The 16,253-nt window shown below is 68.5% G+C and carries 16 protein-coding genes; 4 read left to right on the top strand and 12 right to left on the bottom strand.

Going from position 1 to position 16,253, the window contains the following annotated elements; all coding sequences use genetic code 11:
- From FOY91_RS17065 to FOY91_RS17030, 8 genes are all read right to left on the bottom strand, one after another.
- Nucleotides 1-240 (bottom strand): AAA family ATPase (locus FOY91_RS17065; protein ID WP_145154544.1); only part of this gene is annotated, 240 nt, incomplete at its 3' end.
- Nucleotides 237-974 (bottom strand): methyltransferase, encoded by a 738-nt coding sequence (locus tag FOY91_RS17060; protein ID WP_145154542.1) that lies wholly within the window; start codon nt 972-974, stop codon nt 237-239. The genes FOY91_RS17060 and FOY91_RS17065, both read right to left, overlap by 4 nt.
- 334 nt (nt 975-1,308) lie before the next feature.
- Entirely contained in the window at nt 1,309-1,902 is a 594-nt protein-coding gene (locus FOY91_RS17055) for an alpha/beta fold hydrolase (RefSeq protein ID WP_145154540.1), read from the bottom strand.
- The gene (locus tag FOY91_RS17050) at nt 1,899-3,062 is read right to left on the bottom strand and encodes an aminotransferase class I/II-fold pyridoxal phosphate-dependent enzyme (protein WP_145154538.1); all 1,164 of its coding nucleotides are present in this window, start codon (nt 3,060-3,062) and stop codon (nt 1,899-1,901) included. The genes FOY91_RS17055 and FOY91_RS17050 overlap by 4 nt, the downstream gene beginning before the upstream one ends.
- 63 nt (nt 3,063-3,125) lie before the next feature.
- Nucleotides 3,126-3,581, bottom strand: a complete 456-nt coding sequence (locus tag FOY91_RS17045) for a hypothetical protein (protein ID WP_145154536.1) — start codon at nt 3,579-3,581, stop codon at nt 3,126-3,128.
- Between the two features lie 94 nt (nt 3,582-3,675).
- The gene (locus FOY91_RS17040) at nt 3,676-4,413 is read right to left on the bottom strand and encodes a ParA family protein (protein ID WP_145154534.1); all 738 of its coding nucleotides are present in this window, start codon (nt 4,411-4,413) and stop codon (nt 3,676-3,678) included.
- A gap of 126 nt (nt 4,414-4,539) precedes the next feature.
- A complete protein-coding gene (locus FOY91_RS17035; RefSeq protein WP_145154532.1) occupies nt 4,540-5,622 on the bottom strand; it encodes a 1,9-bis(guanidino)-5-aza-nonane synthase in 1,083 nt (360 codons plus the stop codon).
- Between the two features lie 79 nt (nt 5,623-5,701).
- Entirely contained in the window at nt 5,702-6,925 is a 1,224-nt protein-coding gene (locus FOY91_RS17030; RefSeq protein WP_145154530.1) for a type III PLP-dependent enzyme domain-containing protein, read from the bottom strand.
- Nucleotides 6,926-7,226: 301 nt separating this feature from the next.
- Here FOY91_RS17030 and fumC point away from each other — a divergent pair, with 301 nt between their 5' ends.
- The 4 genes from fumC (at nt 7,227) to FOY91_RS17010 (ending at nt 10,421) form a co-directional block, all read left to right on the top strand.
- Nucleotides 7,227-8,615 carry a class II fumarate hydratase gene (gene fumC / locus FOY91_RS17025; RefSeq protein WP_145154528.1) on the top strand — a complete coding sequence of 463 codons (1,389 nt, stop codon included), beginning with the start codon at nt 7,227-7,229 and terminating at the stop codon, nt 8,613-8,615.
- A 214-nt stretch (nt 8,616-8,829) separates the two neighbouring features.
- Nucleotides 8,830-9,030, top strand: coding sequence for a hypothetical protein (locus tag FOY91_RS17020; protein WP_145154526.1), 201 nt, complete (start codon nt 8,830-8,832; stop codon nt 9,028-9,030).
- A 69-nt stretch (nt 9,031-9,099) separates the two neighbouring features.
- Nucleotides 9,100-9,750, top strand: coding sequence for a guanylate kinase (gene gmk, locus FOY91_RS17015; protein WP_145154525.1), 651 nt, complete (start codon nt 9,100-9,102; stop codon nt 9,748-9,750).
- An 86-nt stretch (nt 9,751-9,836) separates the two neighbouring features.
- Nucleotides 9,837-10,421, top strand: coding sequence for a hypothetical protein (locus FOY91_RS17010; RefSeq protein ID WP_145154523.1), 585 nt, complete (start codon nt 9,837-9,839; stop codon nt 10,419-10,421).
- A 110-nt stretch (nt 10,422-10,531) separates the two neighbouring features.
- Here FOY91_RS17010 and FOY91_RS17005 read toward each other — a convergent pair whose 3' ends face one another.
- The 4 genes from FOY91_RS17005 to FOY91_RS16990 all read right to left on the bottom strand — a co-directional run bounded on the left by FOY91_RS17005 (nt 10,532) and on the right by FOY91_RS16990 (nt 16,153).
- Nucleotides 10,532-11,821: an adenylosuccinate synthase gene (locus FOY91_RS17005; protein ID WP_145154522.1), complete on the bottom strand. Its 1,290-nt coding sequence runs from the start codon at nt 11,819-11,821 to the stop codon at nt 10,532-10,534.
- Nucleotides 11,822-11,963: 142 nt separating this feature from the next.
- A complete protein-coding gene (locus FOY91_RS17000; RefSeq protein ID WP_145154520.1) occupies nt 11,964-13,079 on the bottom strand; it encodes an ATP phosphoribosyltransferase regulatory subunit in 1,116 nt (371 codons plus the stop codon).
- Between the two features lie 187 nt (nt 13,080-13,266).
- Nucleotides 13,267-14,844, bottom strand: coding sequence for a phosphoglycerate dehydrogenase (gene serA, locus FOY91_RS16995; protein WP_145154518.1), 1,578 nt, complete (start codon nt 14,842-14,844; stop codon nt 13,267-13,269).
- Between the two features lie 151 nt (nt 14,845-14,995).
- The gene (locus FOY91_RS16990; RefSeq protein WP_145154516.1) at nt 14,996-16,153 is read right to left on the bottom strand and encodes a phosphoserine transaminase; all 1,158 of its coding nucleotides are present in this window, start codon (nt 16,151-16,153) and stop codon (nt 14,996-14,998) included.
- Nucleotides 16,154-16,253: the final 100 nt, after the last annotated feature.

Below are 16,253 nucleotides of genomic sequence, written 5' to 3'. Positions count from 1 at the left end.
GTCGATCGTGATGCCGTCCAGTTCGGCGGCGCGGTGGGGGGAAAGCGGCTCGGTGAGACGATACGCCTCGGGCAGAACGCGAGTCACGCCGAGCGCGCGTATCGCGTCGCTGTCGCTGCCGTCGGCAAGGCCGGACTGGATCGGTTTCCAATAGGTGGCATCGAGCGCGGCGGCGAGGCCGGCGGCGAACACCGTCTTGCCGATGCCGGTGCCGGTGCCGGTGACGACGATCGTTCTCATGCCTTCTCCTCCGGCCCTGCGATACACGTCGCGACGACGTAGCGCGCCACCGCGCCCTGCGCCTCGAACCGGGCCATCACGCCGCGCAACCCGGCCGGGCCGAGCGGCCGGTGGCCGGGGCGGGGCGTGCCGGCGCCGATCGCCTTGACCGCGCGCAGGAAATCGCGCGCATCCCCGTGGCGCTCGGTCAGCGTGTCGATCGTCACCGCCAGCCCGAGCCGCCGCAGTGCCGCCGCATCGGGATAGGCCGGCGTGCCCGCCGTGTCCGGCTCATGCGCCGCGCCCCATTCGGCGAAGCTGCCTGCCGCCAGCGTGGTGAAGGCGAGCCTGCCGCCCGGCGCCAGCCGCGCGCGCAGGGCCGTGACGGCGGCGGGCAGATCAGCCAGCCATTGCAGCGCGAGGCTGGAACAGATCAGGTCGAACGGGCCGGGCAGGTCCGGCGCGGCGGCGTCCATCACGGCGAAGCGTATGGCCGGCCGCCCGGCGAAGCGCGCGGCGGTGCGTTCCACCATCGCGGGCGCGAGGTCGGTCATCCACCAGTCAGCGCGGGGCAGGCGATCGACCAGCGCCGCGCCGAGAAAGCCGGTGCCGCAGCCCAGTTCCAGCACGCGCGGCGCAGGCGGCAGCGGCAGCGCGACGATGCGATCCGCGAGCATCGCCGCCACCCGCCGCTGCACCGGCGCGTGCGCGTCATAGCGATCGGCCGCGCGATCGAAGGCATGGGCGACGGTCATGACGCGGCCGCGCCACGCGCCGGACAGGGCCAGCCGCGTCCGGCCGGAACGGACCGGCGGTCATGCGCGTGCGCGATCGACGGGACCTTCGCGAATGTCTCGGCCACCCTCCGGCCTCTATCTGTGATTGGGGCCGCGAACCGGAAAAGGCGACCCAGCGGGCGTGGTAGCCGGTACTCACGGCGCCCGGTCGGCGATTGCGAACGATCCGGCGTCGTCGCCCGGCCAGACGTCATCCACAGTGGAATGGGCGTGCCGTCCGGCCGATATGCCGGATCGCCGGCGACGATCCCGATCCACGATGTCGATGACTGATGGCTGTCAGGAACGGTGCTCACAGGAGGGCCGCGATTTGTTCGGCGCACCAGCCGGGATGGGTCAGCGGCAGCAGGTGGCCCGCGTCGGGATGCGTCTCGCGCCTCGCGCCGGCAAAGGTGGTGGCCCGCATGTCGGGGGGCAGGATCGGGTCGGCCGCACCGTGCAGGACGAGCACCTCCCGCCCGTCGCGCGGCACCGTCATCGTGGCGAGCCGGTCGAGATCGTCAGCCAACGCATCCGTATCCGGCAGACGGGTGGCGGCAGGCGCGCCGCAGCGCAGGCGGAACTCGTCCAGCACGGCCACCGGCGCTTGGGCCAGGCGCGCCCGCATCCGGTCGATCACGCGGGGCGGCACCGCACCCTCTCCGGCTAAACGGTCGAAGCCGTTGATCGCGACCAGCGGCACGTCCGCCGGCAAGCATGCCGCCAGCAGCATCGCGCCGAGCGAATGGCCCACCGCCACCACCGGGCCGGCCACCTCGGGGGTAAGCGCCGCGCCGAAATAACCGCGATCCCATGCCACCGCCGCCACGCCGGGCAGCGCGGCGCGCACGCCATCCCACAGGCGCGCGTCGAACCCCCAGCCGTGAAGCAGCAGCAGCGTCGTCATCTTGCCAGCCGGGCCACGATACGGTCGGCGAGGCGGTCGATGTCGTCGGCGGTATGCGTGGCGCGCAGCGCGAGGCGGAGCCGGCTGGTGCCGGGCGGCACGGTCGGCGGGCGAATCGCGGCGGCGAGCAGTCCGTCCTCCGCCAGCCCCGCCGCCAGCGCCAGCGCGTCGCTTGCCTCGCCGACGATGGCGGGGACGATCTGCGTGCTGCTCGCCCCCGTGTCGATCCCTGCCGCCGCCAGCCGCGCGCGCAGGTGCACGCCTCGTGTCGCCAGCGTCGCGCGTGCCTCGTCCATCGCCGGCACCAGATCGAGTGCGGCGTCGATCGCGCCGAGCATCGCGGGCGGCGGCGCGGTGGAGAAGATGAAGCCGCCGCATGCGTTGACCAGATAGTCGATCAGCGCCCGGCTGCCCGCCACATAGGCGCCGAAGCAACCGAACGCCTTGCTGAACGTGCCCATTACCAGATCAGCCACGCCCGGATGATCGGCCGACAACCCCGCGCCACCGCGCCCGAGCACGCCGGTGCCATGCGCCTCGTCGAGATACAGGAACGCATCGTGCGCCCGTGCGATCGCGCCCAGCCGTGCCAGATCCACCCGGTCGCCATCCATGCTGAACACGCTCTCCGTCACGATCAGGCGTGGTCCCGCCTCGCCGGCGCGGGCGGCCAGCAGCGTTTCGAGGTGGTCGAGATCGTTGTGGCGGAAGCGGATCTGGCGGTGGCCGGCGGCGCCCGCGTGCAGGCTGGCGTGGATCAGCCGGTCGGTGAACAGCAGCGTATCCGGCGCGGCCTTCATCAGCGCCGCCAGCACCGCCGCGTTGAGCTGCCAGCCGGAGGGGAACAGCAGCGCCGCCTCCGCCCCCTTGAACGCCGCGATCCGCGCCTCGACCGCCAGATGCGCGTCGAGCGTCCCCGTCACCAGCCGGGATGCGCCGCTGCCGCCACCCAGCCGCAGCGCCCATTCGGCGCTGCGCTCGGCGATCAGCGGGTGGCGGGCGAGGCCGAGATAGTCGTTGCTCGAAAAATCGATCAGGGTGCGGCCGGCGCGATCGAGGCGGGCCGGGCCGCCCGCGCCGGTCGCCACCAGCCGGCGGCGCTCGTCGCGCGCGTCGATGCGCGCCAGCGCAGTGGCGAGATGTCGGTCGAGCGCGGCCATGCCGCCGCCTCTAGATCAGTTTGGCGGCGGGGGGAAACGCCCGATGGACGTCGCGACGCCGGTCTATTTCGCCAGCGTCACCTCGGTCCAGTAGGCGTCGTCGACGAAGGTACGGTACTTCTCGTAGCCTGCCACCGCCTTGTCGCCTTCCTCCTTGGGCACCGACGCGTAGATCTCCTTCTCGATCGCCTGATCGCGCGCCTTGTCCGGCGCGAGCGCGGCGAAGCTGGTGAAGTGCGTCTCGATCATGACATTCGGCGATCCCTTCACGTAGCCGTTGCGGAGGCGGATGCGATAGGCGTCGATCAGGCCGCGCTTCTTCAGAACGTCCATCCCCGGCGCCTGCGTGCGGCGCAGGCCGGCGAGATAGTCGTCGATATGGTTGGGATCGACCTCGATACCCGTGACGTTCCAGATGCCCTTTTCGGGGGCGTAGGTGGTGTGCATCTGAGCGGGGGCAGTGCCGGCGAACAGCAACGCGGCGGCGGCAGCAAGTACGGACAGGCGTAAACGAATCATCTGACTTTCCCCTCTGTAACGGTCGTCAGAAGAAACCCGGCCGCACGGCCTTTCAAGTCATTTTGTTACAGTGCCATCGACCGGCATTGATTTCCTATGCCACCGTCAGATGGGGTGAAACCGCATACCACAAGCTGTCGAACGCCTGTGCCGCCGCCGAGCGTGGGGCGTAGACGCCGATCGGCGCATTGCGCTCGCCCATCATCTCGATTGCGCTCGCCATCGGGATCACCGGATAACCCGGCCCGTTCTCGATCGCGGCGCGGTGGGCGGCGCGGCGCATGTCCACCATCGTGAACACCGGCACGATCGGCGGCAGCTCTTCCCCGCCGCGCGACAGATGTGTCTGCAGTTCCACCAGCGCACGGTTCGACAAAGGCGAGGGGATCATCGGCAGCAGGATGGTGGAGGCGGCGCGGATCACCTGCGAACTGGTGGCGCCGAGGCCGGGCGGGCAGTCCAGCACGATCAGGTCGTAGCTGTCGTTCAACGTGTCGAGCAACTGACGAAGCCGCCGCTCGCGGTCGATCTGGGCGAAGATGTGGTCGAGGCCGTGCAGCGAGGCGTCCGCCGGCAGCAGGTCGAGCCGCTCGAAGCCGGTCGGCAGGATCAGGTCGCTGGGTGGAATGTCGCAGGCGAGCACCGCCCCGGCATCCGCGCCCTCGGTGGCCACATGATCGGGTGCGAGGATCCAGCTTGCCGAGGCCTGCCCGTCGAGATCCCACAGCAAGGTGCGATGGCCACCGAGCGTGGCGCCGGCCCACGCCAGATTCACCGCGACGCTGGTCTTCCCCACGCCGCCCTTCAGATTATAGACCGCAACCGTCGCCATGCCGTTTCCCCGCGCGTCCGGCGCGGGGAGCGCGGCGCGTAGAAAGGCTAGAGCCTGATCGTCATGGGGGAAAGCGGTTTGCGCCTTGCCCCCATGACACCGGCCGGACGATCCCCGGCTGCGGGATCAGCCCTGATTGGCCGCCGCATTCTCGAACAGCTTGGCCCAGCGGCGCGGCTCCTGCCCCTTGCGGTGGCCGCGATGCCACGCGTCGGAGGCGAGCAGCGGCATGACCGAACCGGCCTCCGCGAACACCATCTGCTCGATCGCGGTGTTCACCTTCCCCCAGCTCGCCGCTTCCTGCAGCGTGGAGGAGGAGCAGGCACCGTCGCGCACGTCGGCCACGGTGATCTGCACGGCGTACTTGTGCACCTGCACGTCGTCATGGCCGAGGATCTCGGCGCACACGACGGTGTCCTGCACGAAGTTCTTCGGCACGCCGCCGCCGATCATCAGAAGGCCGGTGACGCCCGCCTTGATCTTGATGTCGGTCAGCTCGCGGAAATCGGCGATGGCATCCAGCACCATGTACGGACGGCCCGCCTTCATCGCATCGACCTGATGCTTGACCAGACCGAAGCCGGCCGAGCTGTCGACGAACGCCGGGCAGAAGATCGGCACGTCATGCTCGTAGGCCAGCTTGACGAGGCTGTTGTCCTTCTTGCCGTGCTCGACCAGATACTTGCCCATCTCGCGGATGAAGGCGCGGCTGGAATAGGGCTTCGGCTCCAGCGCGTCGGCGATCTCGGCGATCGTGTGATCGACGTTCTGGAGATCCTCCTCGTCGATGTAGGTGTCGTAGATGCGGTCGATCAGCAGCGAGCGCAGCGTGTTGTCGTCAGGCACCTCAAGCGCCTGATAGTGCTTGTGGCCAAGCCCCTCGAAGAAATCCATGTCCACGATCGAGGCGCCGGTGGCGATGATGCCGTCCACCATGTTCGAGCGCACCAGCTCGGCATACAGGTCCATGCAGCCGCCGGCCGAGGTGGAGCCGGCGACGACCAGGAAGATTGTGCAGTCGCGGTCCGCCAGCATCTGGTTGTAGATGTCGGTCGCGCGGGCGAGATCGCGGCTGGTGAAGCTCATCTTCGCCATGGCGTCCACGATCGGGCGCGCGTCGAAAGTGCGGATATCGATATGCTCGACCGTCGTGGAGAGCAGCTCTGCCTTGCGGGTATCGTTGATGGCGGATTCGGGCGTCGTGGTCATGCGGAGGCTCCCGGGTACGAAAAAGCGCGGCGTCGCCCTGCCGCATCGGGCGGGGCGACGCCGTTAAGGGTCGGCTTGGCTACAGTTTGATGACGTTGGCGGCGGCCGGCGGGTTCATCCGCTGGCCGTACAGGCTCGCCATCGGCTCGTCCGTCACGATCACCGGCTCGGCGGCGGTGAAGCCGTTGAACCCGGTCCGCATCGCGCAGCCATAGGCGCCGAGCATCCCGATCTCGATGTAGTCGCCCGCGTGCGTGTCGGCCGGCAGCAGGAACGGGCCGGCCATATGGTCCATGTCGTCGCAGGTCGGACCGTAGAAGCTGAACGGCATGGGCCGAACCTCGCTCTCCGGCTCGCGCAGCAGCGTCGTCGGGAAACGCCAGCCGATGTGCGCCGCATCGAACAGCGCGCCATAGGCGCCGTCGTTGATATACAGCTCGTCGCCCCGGCGCTTTTCCACGCGCACCAGCAGGCTGGCATATTCGGCGCACAGCGCACGGCCCGGCTCGCACCAGAGCTCGGCCGAATAGCTGATCGGCAGGCTCTCGAACGTGTCGTGGATCGCGCGGAAGTACGACTCCAGCGGCGGCGGCTCCATGCCGGGATAGGTGGAGGGGAAGCCCCCGCCGACATCGACGACATCGACGGTGACGCCTGCCTCAACGATCGCCTGCCGCACCCGGCCCATCGCCTGCACATAGGCCTGCGGGCTCATCGCCTGCGAACCGACGTGGAAGCAGATGCCGAGCGCGTCGGCCACCTGGCGGGTCGCCATCAGCACGTCGCGCGCCTCACGCGCCTCGACGCCGAACTTGGAGGCCAGGCTCAGCTTCGAGTGATCGGACGATACCCGCAGCCGCACGCACAGCGTGAGGTCGGTTGCGTCGCCGGTCGCCCGCTGGATTTTCTCCAGCTCCTCGACGGTATCGAGCGAGAAGGTGCGGACGCCATGCGTGTGGTACGCCTCGGCGATCGCCTCCTCGGCCTTCACCGGGTGCATGAAGCACAGGGTGGCGCCGGGCAGCGTGGCCGCGACGAGGCGCACTTCCGCGATCGAGGCCACGTCGTAATGCGTGATGCCGCTCTCCCACAGGAGGCACAGCAGATCGACTGAGGGATTGGCCTTCACGGCATACATCGACCGACCCTTGAACTTCTCGACGAAGAACCGGGCAGCACGCCTTGCGGCGTGCGGACGAAGCAGCGTGACCGGCTGGACCGGGCAGAGCTTGGCGATGTCGACACCGGTGACGGCGGTCGAATGGGCGGTCGCTAGCCCCAGCGCGCTATGATGCTTGTGCAATTCAAGGGACCTCCAGGGAGTCGTGGCAAGAAAGCTGCCTTGCGGTTGGAAGTCCCATGGGGCAGCGGAGTGGCGATATAGGAACACGCTTTCCCCCTGTAAAGTTGCATTTCGCGCGATGCGGCCAAAGCATAAGCAGCGTGACCGAAAGCGTGATGAACCCTGCGATTTCGGCGGTGAAACGCGGTTGCCGGCGGGGGCGGAACCGCCTCCGTCGATCGTTTCCACGGGCACGACGGCGGAGCCTATCGTGCGTTCCGCCATTGAGAGAATCGACAGCGGGCACGGCAGGAGCCACACGATGACGACACGCACCGAAACCGACAGCTTCGGCCCCATCGCCGTGCCGGCCGATGCCTATTGGGGCGCGCAGACGCAGCGATCGATCGAGAACTTCCCGTTCGGTGCGAGTGAACGGATGCCGCCCGGCATCGTCCACGCGCTGGCGATCGTGAAGCGCGCGGCGGCGCGGGTGAACCGCGCGCACGATCTGGACACCCGCTTGGCCGACGCGATCGAATCGGCGGCGGGGGAGGTGGCAGACGGCAGGCTCGACGATCAGTTTCCGCTCGTCATCTGGCAGACCGGTTCGGGCACGCAATCGAACATGAACGTGAACGAGGTGATCGCCGGCCGCGCCAACGAGGTGCTGACCGGCACGCGCGGCGGCAAAAGCCCGGTGCATCCGAACGACCACGTCAACATGGCGCAATCCTCGAACGATACCTTCCCCACCGCGCTGCATGTCGCGGCGGTGCTGGCCGCCACCCGCCGACTGCTGCCCGCGCTCGACGGACTTGCGGGCGCGTTGCAGGCGAAGGCCGAGGCATGGGACGATATCGTCAAGATCGGGCGTACCCATTTGCAGGATGCGACGCCGTTGACGCTGGGGCAGGAATTCTCCGGCTACGTCGCGCAGTTGCACGCATGCCGCCGCCGGATCGAGCCGGCGGTGTTGGCCGGGCTGACGAAGCTGGCACAGGGCGGCACCGCCGTGGGCACCGGGCTGAACGCGCCGGCCGGGTTCGCCGAGGCGGTGGCGACAGAGATCGCGCGCGACACCGGCCTGCCGTTCGAGACGGCACCGAACAAGTTCGAGGCGCTGGCCGCCAACGATGCGCTCGTGCATTTTTCCGGCACGCTCAACACGCTGGCGGTGGCGCTGTCGAAGATCGCCAACGATATCCGCCTGCTCGGTTCCGGCCCGCGCTGCGGCCTGGGCGAACTGCGCCTGCCGGAGAACGAGCCGGGCAGCTCGATCATGCCTGGCAAGGTAAATCCCACCCAGTGCGAGATGTTGACGATGGTGGCAGCGCAGGTGATCGGCAATCACATGGCGATCACCGTCGGCGGGTTGCAGGGGCACATGGAACTGAACGTGTTCAAGCCGCTGATCGGCGCGGCGGTGATGCGCTCGATCGACCTGCTGGCGACCGCGATGGAGAGCTTCACCCTGCGCGCGGTGGAAGGGCTGGAGCCGGACCGCGACCGCATCGCCGCGCTGCTCGATCGCTCGCTGATGCTGGTGACCGCGCTGGCCCCCGAGATCGGTTACGACAATGCCGCGAAGATCGCCAAACATGCCCATGCCGAGGGGTTGAGCCTGAAGGAGGCCGGGTTGGCGCTCGGGCTGGTCGATGCCGAAACCTTCGACCGCGTGGTGCGGCCGGAGGCGATGCTGGGGCGGTGATCGGGGAAGGGGCTTGCGATGAGCGGCGTGTCGTTCGGCGTCGTTCGTCATCTTAGCGAACGCTGGGATCTCCGCGTATCGGCCGCCCGCGCTGCCTCGGGAGATTCCAGCGTTGGCTGGAACGACGGAGGATGGCAGACACCGCCCGCTCCCCACGGAACCTTCGCTTCCGTCCCGCGCTTCCTTGGCCGAATCCAAACGAAGGAGAAATCGCATGATCGGCAAGGTAATCGGTGCACTGCTCGGCCGCGAGATCGATCGGCGCGATGGCAGCGGCGGCGTCAAGGGTGCGATGCTCGGCGCGACGGCGGCAGGCGCACTGCGGCGGACCGGACCGCTCGGCATGATGCTGGCCGGCGGCTATGTCGCCAAGAAGCTGCTCGATCGCCGGCGCGCGTCCAAGCGCGGTTATTGATCGCACCGCCTGTCGCAAATACGGTACGGTGACAGGTTGACGGGGTGGGGAACGGCGCGCCAATAGCCCATGCCTCTTAAAAGCCTCCCCCGTCGCGGTCTGCTGTTCGTGCTTTCGTCGCCTTCGGGCGCGGGCAAATCGACGATCGCGCGGCGGCTGCTGGAAGACGATCCGGCATTGCAGATGTCCGTTTCAGCCACCACCCGTGACATGCGCGCGGGTGAGCGGGATGGCATCGACTACCATTTCGTCGACCTCGAACGCTTTCGCGAGATGCGCGCGGCTGGCGAGTTTCTCGAATGGGCGCATGTCTTCGGCAACCGCTACGGCACGCCCCGGGCGCCGGTCGAGCGAATGCTGGACGAAGGGCGCGACGTGCTGTTCGACATCGACTGGCAGGGCGCGCAGCAGCTGTACCAGCAGGCTGGCGGCGACACGGTGCGCGTATTCATCCTGCCTCCCTCTGTCGAGGAACTCGGGCGCCGCCTGTCCTCCCGCGGCACCGACAGCGCCGAGGTCGTCGCGGCGCGGATGGATCGCGCGGCCAGCGAGATCAGCCATTGGGACGGCTACGAATATGTCCTCATCAACGACGATGTGGATCGCTGCGTCGCGCAGGTGCGCGCGATCCTGCAGGCCGAGCGACTGAAACGCAGCCGGCAGGTCGGCCTGATCGGCTTTACCCGTAAGTTGATGGCGAGCAGCCCCACCCCTGACTGATCCGCCCCGGCCTGATATGCCCGGACCACCCGCCATTGACGTCACGTCCGCTTCGTCCGAATTTCGGCGAGAGCAAGGAGGGCGGCATGGGCAGGACGTTTATCGGCATCAGGACGGTCATCGGCGGGCTGGCGGGCGGGGGGGTGCTCTACCTCGTCGGCTTCCTGTTCTGGGGGACGCCATTGTCGACGCTGGCCTTCTCGAAGGTGGACGATGCGGCGAACGCACAATTGCAGGCCGCGCTCGCCCAGGGGCTGACGCAGAGCGGCACCGGCACCTATCACATCCCGTGGCCCTCCAGCCCGCAGGGCACCGTACTGCACGGGCGCGGGCCGATCGCGACGATCCACTTCAACACGCAAGGGTTCGCGCCGGTCGACTCGGCATCGCTCCTCACCGGGCTGGTGCTGGCGCTCATCACCGGCGTGCTGATCGCGCTGGGCCTGACCTTCGCCGGCGTGCGTACCTTCGGCGAACGCGTGCGGATCGTGGTGCTGCTGTCGCTGGCGGCGACGTTGTACCTCGATATCGGGCAGCCGGTGTTCAACCACTATGGCGCCGGCTATTTCATCTATACCTTCGTGGCCGACGTGCTCGGTCTGTCGGCGGCGGGGATCGTGATCGCGCGCTGGTTCATGTCCGGCGCAGACGCAGGGGTGACGCGGCACTGACCGCCCTTGGCCACCGTTTCACCAATTTCCAGCATCGCTTACGTCATCCCGACTTTCGTCGGGATGACGTATGAGGGTGAGGGACGACAAGCGGTGCCAGACCGAACCCCTCAGTCCGCGAAGGGGTCGCGCACGAGGATCGTGTCCTCCCGCTCCGGGCTGGTCGACACGAGCGCCACCGGGCACCGGATCAACTCCTCCACGCGGCGAATGTACTTGATCGCCTGCGCCGGCAACTCGGCCCAGCTGCGCGCGCCGGCGGTCGATTCGCTCCAGCCCTCGATGCTCTCGTACACCGGCACGGCCTTGGCCTGATCCTGCGGGTGCGGCGGCAGATAGTCGAAGTGGCGGCCGTCCACCGTATAGCCGGTGCAAATGCGCAGTTCCTCGAACCCGTCGAGCACGTCGAGCTTTGTCAGCGCGATCCCGGTAATGCCGGAGACGGCGGCCGACTGGCGCACCAGCACCGCATCGAACCAGCCGCAGCGCCGCTTGCGCCCGGTGACCGTGCCGAACTCATGGCCGCGCTCGCCCAGCCGCTGGCCGATCTCGTCCTCAAGCTCGGTGGGGAAGGGGCCGCTGCCGACGCGGGTGGTGTAGGCCTTGACGATGCCGAGCACGAAGCCCGCCGCCGCCGGCCCCAGCCCGGACCCGCCGGCCGCCGAGCCGGCGATGGTGTTCGACGAGGTGACGAACGGATAGGTGCCGTGGTCGACGTCGAGCAGAACGCCCTGCGCGCCCTCGAACAGGATGCGGTCGCCGCGCCGCCGCGCCTCGTTCAGCGTCAGCCACACGGGCTTGGCATAGGGCAGGATGAAGTCGGCGATCTCGCGCAGGTCCGCCAGCACGCGGGCGCGGTCGATCGGCGGCTCGCCGAAGCCGGCGCGCAGCGCGTCGTGATGTGCGCAGATGCGGTCCAGCTGCGGGTCGAGATCGTCGAGGTGGGCGAGGTCGCATACACGGATCGCCCGCCTGCCCACCTTGTCCTCATAGGCCGGGCCGATGCCTCGGCGGGTGGTGCCGATCTTGCCCGCACCGCTGGCGTCCTCGCGCAGCCCGTCCAGATCGCGGTGGAACGGCAGGATCAGCGGGCACGTCTCGGCGATGTGCAGCTTCTCCGGCGTGATCGTCACGCCCTGTCCGGCCAGCTTGGCCACCTCGTCGCGGAAATGCCACGGATCGAGCACCACGCCGTTGCCGATCACCGAGAGCGTGCCGCGCACGATGCCCGAGGGCAGCAGGCTCAGCTTGTACGTCTTGTCGCCCACGACGAGCGTGTGGCCGGCGTTGTGCCCGCCCTGGAAGCGCACGACGACGTCGGCCCGCTCGGCCAGCCAATCGACGATCTTGCCCTTGCCTTCATCGCCCCACTGGGCGCCGATGACGGTGACGTTGGCCATGGTGTTTCCTTGCAGCATGATCCTTGTCCCGAGCGAAGTCGAGGGACCGGTCGAGCGAAATCGAGGCCGTCAACGCTGGCTTCTCGGCTTCGCTCGAAGGCGTGTCTCGACTTCGCCCGACACATGGGAAGTTTGGTATGCCCTAGAGCGGTTGCGGCTCCCCGCCAACCAGCCGATGCGTGCAACCCAGCGCCGCCGCGTCGTCGCCGTCGGCCAGCGCCGCGATCGTCGTCCAGCCTTGTCCGCGCAAGCTGGCGGCAGCGGCCGGATCGGTGCCGGTCGGCAGGAACAGGCGGCGGCGCGGTTCCTGCCCCAGCCCGGCATCGACCAGCGGATCGATGTAGAGCGAGAAGCCGATCGCCGCTTCCTCCCCGCCGTCCGCATGGACGATGGTGTAGCTGCCACCGCGCCCCACCTCGCCGGAAAGCCCCGCGCCGAAGAGCGAGAAGCCGAGCCAGCTCTGATATTCGAAGCCGTGGCGTTCGGTCGGGTCAAGCGTCAGCGTCACCCGGTCGCGGAAGGCGGCGGCGATGGCGGCGATACCGTCCAGCCGGGAGGACAGCGCATCGGCCCCCGGCACCCGCCGCAGCCGCGTCATCGCGTCATCAAGCGGGCCGGCGGCGGCGATGAACGGCAGATACGCCTCGGCATCGAGCGCCGCGAGGCCGCCGGCATCCTTGGCGTCCAGCGTGGCGCGCACCGCGTCGATGCGTTCGGGGGCGAGTGGCAGTGGGCCGGCGGCCAGCGTCTCGACCAGATCGGGCAGGGTCAGGTCGACGGTGATGCCCGTCACCCCCGCCGTCTCCAGCGCCTCGATTGCGACGCCGAGCAGTTCGATCGCTGCGGCGACGGTATCGCTGCCGATCAGTTCGGCTCCCGTCTGGATCAGTTCGCGCTCGGGGCGGAGCTGGGTGGCGCGCAGTTTCAGCACCGGGCCGCCATAGGCCAGACGCAGCGGGCGTGCGCGGTGGCGCATCCGGGTGGCGGCGATGCGGCCGATCTGCGCGGTGATGTCGGGCCGCAGCGCCAGCGTCCGCTGCGACACCGGATCGACGAAGCGCAGCAGATCCTGCGCGCGCGCCGACTTGAGCCGGCCGACCAGCCCTTCCTCGAACTCGGCGAGCGGTGGGGCGACGCGATCGTAACCGTGCCGCCCGATCGCCACGATCACGCGATGCAGCAGCCGCGAGGCCGCTTCCGCCTGCGGCGGCAACCGATCGCGCAGACCGACGGGAAGGAGGCCGGGGGTGATGCTCATGGGGTGGACGATCCAGATTATGCCCCGCTCATCCTGAGGAGCCGCTGAGCGAAGTCGAAGTGGCGTCTCGAAGGAGGATGGTGTCCTTCGAGACGGGCCTTCGCCTGCGCTCAGTCCCTCCTCAGGATGGGCGGAACCATTCAGGGAGCATTTAGCGGCTTGTCGTCCGGGTGCCAGCGAAACCGGATCAGAAGTTCAGCGCCTTCACCGTCTTCACGCCGGCAAGCTGGCAGACCTGCCACAGCACCGGCTCCTCCACCCGCGAATCGATCGAGAGCAGCAGCACCGCCTCGCCGCCGGCGGCGCGGCGGCCGAGGTGGAAGGTGCCGATGTTGACGTCCGCCTGCCCCAGCGACGTGCCGAGACGGCCGATGAAACCGGGCGCATCCTCGTTGACCACGTACAGCATCGAGCCGGCGAGATCGGCCTCCACCTTCACGCCGAAGATCTCGACGAGGCGCGGTTCGGAATTGGCGAACAGCGTGCCCGCCACCGACTTCTCGCCGCTCGCGGTCGTCACCGAGACGCGAACGAGCGTGTGGTAATCGCCCTCGCGATCATGGCGCACCTCCCGCACGTCCAGCCCGCGCTCCTTGGCGAGGAACGGCGCGTTGACCATGTTCACCGTGTCCGAATACACCTTCATCAGCCCGGCCAGCACCGCGCCGGTGATCGGCTTCTGGTTCAGTTCGGCGGCGGCGCCCTCCACCTCGATGGCGACGCCCTTGATGTTGTCGCCCTCGAGCTGGCCCACCAGCGCGCCCAGCCGTTCTGCCAGCGCCATGTACGGCTTCAGCTTCGGCGCTTCCTCGGCCGACAGGCTCGGCACGTTGAGCGCGTTGGTGACGCCGCCGGACATCAGATAGTCGGCCATCTGCTCGGCCACCTGGATCGCCACGTTCACCTGCGCCTCATTGGTCGAGGCACCCAGATGCGGGGTGGAGATGAAGTTGGGCGTGCCGAACAGCGGCGATGCCTTGGCCGGCTCCTCGACGAACACGTCGAGCGCGGCACCACCAACCTGGCCCGAATCGAGCGCGGCCTTGAGCGCGACCTCGTCGATTAGCCCGCCGCGCGCGCAGTTGACGATCCGCACGCCCTTCTTGGTCTTGGCGATCGCCTCGGCCGAGAGGATGTTGCGCGTGCTGTCGGTCAGCGGCGTGTGCAGCGTGATGAAGTCGGCGCGGGCGAGCAGCTCGTCCAGCGTCACCTTCTCCACGCCCATCTCCACCGCGCGCTCCGGCGTCAGGAACGGATCGAACGCGACGACCTTCATCTTCAGACCCAGCGCGCGATCGGCCACGATCGAACCGATGTTGCCGGCGCCGATCAGGCCGAGCGTCTTGGAGGTGACCTCCACGCCCATGAAGCGGTTCTTCTCCCACTTGCCGGCCTGCGTCGAACGGTCCGCCTCGGGCAGGTCGCGGGCGAGCGCGAACATCAGCGCGATGGCATGTTCGGCGGTGGTGATGCTGTTGCCGAACGGGGTGTTCATCACCACCACGCCCTTGGCGGAGGCGGCGGGGATGTCGACGTTGTCGACACCGATGCCGGCGCGGCCGACGACCTTCAGGTTCGTCGCGGCGGCCAGCACCTCCTTGGTCACCTTGGTGGCGGAGCGGATGGCGAGGCCGTCATATTCGCCGATCATCGCGATCAGCTCTTCCTTGGTCTTGCCGGTGATCTCGTCGACCTCGACGCCGCGCTCGCGAAAGATCTGCGCGGCCTTGGGATCCATCTTGTCGGAAATAAGGACTTTGGGCATGTCGAAACGCCTTTCGGATTACGTCATCCCAGCGCACGCCGGGATCTCGTGGGGGCGGTCGCAACGTCGTCGCAAGCGCCCGCCTCGGGGAGATCCCAGCCTTCGCCGGGATGACGGGGAAGGGAGAGAAAAAAAGCCGGTCGCGCGAGGCTTACTTGCCGCGCGCCGTATGCCACGCCCAGTCGAGCCACGGCCCGAGCGCCTCGACGTCCGAGGTCTCGACCGTGGCGCCGCACCAGATCCGCAGGCCCGGGGGGGCGTCGCGGTAACCGGCGATGTCGTAGGCGGCATCCTCGGCTTCGAGCAGCGAGGCGATCTTCTTGACGAGCGCGTTCTTCGCTTCGTCGTCCATGCCGGCCACCGCGTCGTCTGCGAACTTCAGGCACACGCTGGTGTTCGATCGCGTCGCCGGATCGGCGGCGAGATGATCGATCCACGACGTCTTCTGCACGAACGCATCGAGCGCGGCCGCATTGGCATCGGCCCGGGCGATCATGCCGGACAGGCCGCCCACGCCCTTGGCCCACTCCAGCGTCCAGATATAATCCTCGACCGCGAGCATCGAGGGCGTGTTGATCGTCTCGCCCTTGAAGATGCCCTCGATCAATTTGCCCTTGGAGGTGAGGCGGAAGACCTTGGGCAGCGGCCGGTCCGGCACGTAGCTTTCCAGCCGCTCCACCGCGCGCGGGGAGAGGATGAGCACGCCGTGGCCGCCTTCGCCGCCCAGCGCCTTCTGCCACGAGAAGGTGGTGACATCGAGCTTGTCCCACGGCAGATCCTGCGCGAATGCGCCGGAGGTGGCGTCGGCGAAGGTCAGCCCCTCGCGATCGTCCCTGATCCAGTCGCCGTTGGGCACGCGCACGCCGCTGGTGGTGCCGTTCCAGGTGAACACCACGTCGTGCGACGGATCGACCGTCGTCAGGTCGGGCAGCTCGCCATAAGGCGCCTTCAGCACCGTCGCGTCGAGCTTGAGCTGCTTGAGCGCATCCGTCACCCAGCCCTCGCCGAAGCTCTCCCATGCGGCCATCGTGACGGGGCGCGCGCCGAGCATGGTCCACATCGCCATCTCGACCGCGCCGGTGTCGGAACCGGGGACGATGCCGATGCGGTGCGTATCGGGCACGCGCAGCACCTGACGGGTCAGTTCGATCGCGTGGACGAGGCGGCTCTTGCCAAGCTTGGAGCGGTGCGAGCGACCGAGGGAGCCGGTGGCGAGATGTTCCGCGGCCCAGCCCGGCGGCTTCGCGCAGGGGCCGGAAGAAAAGTGCGGGCGCGCCGGACGGGTGCCGGGGCGAGTAACGTCAGTCATGCAGTCTCTCCTCACAGAGAGCACGCGCCGCGTTGGGGCGGCGTGGCCCGGCGGCGCTCTTAAAGACATGAGCGGGGGTGTCAACTTTTGCCGCCCACGC

This window comes from Alterirhizorhabdus solaris (assembly GCF_007785815.1).
Taxonomy (GTDB): domain Bacteria; phylum Pseudomonadota; class Alphaproteobacteria; order Sphingomonadales; family Sphingomonadaceae; genus Alterirhizorhabdus; species Alterirhizorhabdus solaris.
This window is presented reverse-complemented; position numbering and strand designations above follow the sequence as displayed.

Bases quoted from the DNA above. Each gene is read 5' to 3' on its own strand.
- FOY91_RS17050 (WP_145154538.1), bottom strand. From the start codon at position 3,062: ATGGCCGCGCTCGACCGACATCTCGCCACTGCGCTGGCGCGCATCGAC.
- fumC (WP_145154528.1), top strand. From the start codon at position 7,227: ATGACGACACGCACCGAAACCGACAGCTTCGGCCCCATCGCCGTGCCG.
- gmk (WP_145154525.1), top strand. From the start codon at position 9,100: ATGCCTCTTAAAAGCCTCCCCCGTCGCGGTCTGCTGTTCGTGCTTTCG.
- FOY91_RS17035 (WP_145154532.1), bottom strand. From the start codon at position 5,622: ATGACCACGACGCCCGAATCCGCCATCAACGATACCCGCAAGGCAGAG.
- FOY91_RS17005 (WP_145154522.1), bottom strand. From the start codon at position 11,821: ATGGCCAACGTCACCGTCATCGGCGCCCAGTGGGGCGATGAAGGCAAG.
- FOY91_RS17010 (WP_145154523.1), top strand. From the start codon at position 9,837: ATGGGCAGGACGTTTATCGGCATCAGGACGGTCATCGGCGGGCTGGCG.
- serA (WP_145154518.1), bottom strand. From the start codon at position 14,844: ATGCCCAAAGTCCTTATTTCCGACAAGATGGATCCCAAGGCCGCGCAG.
- FOY91_RS17020 (WP_145154526.1), top strand. From the start codon at position 8,830: ATGATCGGCAAGGTAATCGGTGCACTGCTCGGCCGCGAGATCGATCGG.
- FOY91_RS17045 (WP_145154536.1), bottom strand. From the start codon at position 3,581: ATGATTCGTTTACGCCTGTCCGTACTTGCTGCCGCCGCCGCGTTGCTG.
- FOY91_RS17040 (WP_145154534.1), bottom strand. From the start codon at position 4,413: ATGGCGACGGTTGCGGTCTATAATCTGAAGGGCGGCGTGGGGAAGACC.
- FOY91_RS17060 (WP_145154542.1), bottom strand. From the start codon at position 974: ATGACCGTCGCCCATGCCTTCGATCGCGCGGCCGATCGCTATGACGCG.
- FOY91_RS16990 (WP_145154516.1), bottom strand. From the start codon at position 16,153: ATGACTGACGTTACTCGCCCCGGCACCCGTCCGGCGCGCCCGCACTTT.
- FOY91_RS17000 (WP_145154520.1), bottom strand. From the start codon at position 13,079: ATGAGCATCACCCCCGGCCTCCTTCCCGTCGGTCTGCGCGATCGGTTG.
- FOY91_RS17055 (WP_145154540.1), bottom strand. From the start codon at position 1,902: ATGACGACGCTGCTGCTGCTTCACGGCTGGGGGTTCGACGCGCGCCTG.